Raw genomic sequence first — 1057 nt, forward strand, 5'->3', positions numbered from 1 at the left:
TGGTGCGAATCGTCGCCCAACTCAAGGACCCGATGATCCTGCTGCTCCTCGGCGCAGCCGTCCTGACCGCGACGCTGCGGGACTTCACCGACCTCACGGTGATCCTCGTGGTGGTCACGCTGAACACCGCCGTCGGTGTGATCCAGGAACTGCGGGCCGAGCATGCCCTGGCAGCCTTGCGCCGGCTCGCGGCGCCGCAGGCACGGGTGGTGCGCTCCGGCCGGACCCGGATGATCGTGGCCGCCGAACTGGTCCCGGGCGACCTCGTCCTGCTGGAAGCGGGTGACATCGTCCCCGCGGATCTCCAACTGCTCGAAGCGGTCCGTCTGCAGGCCGACGAAGCTGCCCTAACAGGTGAATCGGTTCCGGTCGAGAAGGACGCACCTGACGAGGTCTTCGCGGGCACAGTGATCACCTGCGGCCGCGGTACCGCCGTCACCAGCCGCACTGGCATGGACAGCGCCCTCGGCCGGATCGCCCGCCTGCTGTCTGGACAGCAGCCGAGGCAGACGCCGCTGCAGCGGCGGCTGCGCTCACTCAGCCGCATCCTCAGCATCGTGGCGATCGTGCTGTCGGCCGTCGTCGCCATCGCCGGTCTGATCCGCGGACTGCCGCTACCGGACATGCTGGTCACGGCCGTCAGCCTCACGGTGGCTGCGGTACCCGAGTCCCTGCCCGCCGTCGTGACGCTCGCATTGGCTGTCGGCGCCCACCGGATGGCGCGGCGGTCGGCCGTCGTTCGCCAGTTGCCTGCGGTCGAGACTCTCGGAAGCGTGACAGTCGTCGCGGCGGACAAGACGGGCACGCTGACCGAGGGGGTCATGCTGGCGGAACGAGTCTGGACGCCGACGGCCGAATACATTGCCACGGGCGACGGCTACGCACCCGACGGCGCCGTGCTGGGTGATCCCCGGCAGGACGGCGACGGTGATCGCGAGTCGCTGGTGCGGCTGCTGCGTGACGTGGTGCTGTGCAACGACGCCGAGCTGCGACCGCCCGACGGCGACCATCCGGGCTGGCTGCCGCTCGGCGATCCGACCGAGGCTGCACTGATCGC

The 1057-nt window shown here is 70.1% G+C and carries 1 protein-coding gene; it reads left to right on the forward strand.

Going from position 1 to position 1057, the window contains the following annotated elements:
• The coding region (locus tag EV644_RS44320) for an HAD-IC family P-type ATPase (protein WP_158293130.1) at window positions 1-1057 on the forward strand (1057 nt) is incomplete at both ends.

Source organism: Kribbella orskensis (genome assembly GCF_004342085.1).
GTDB lineage: Bacteria > Actinomycetota > Actinomycetes > Propionibacteriales > Kribbellaceae > Kribbella > Kribbella orskensis.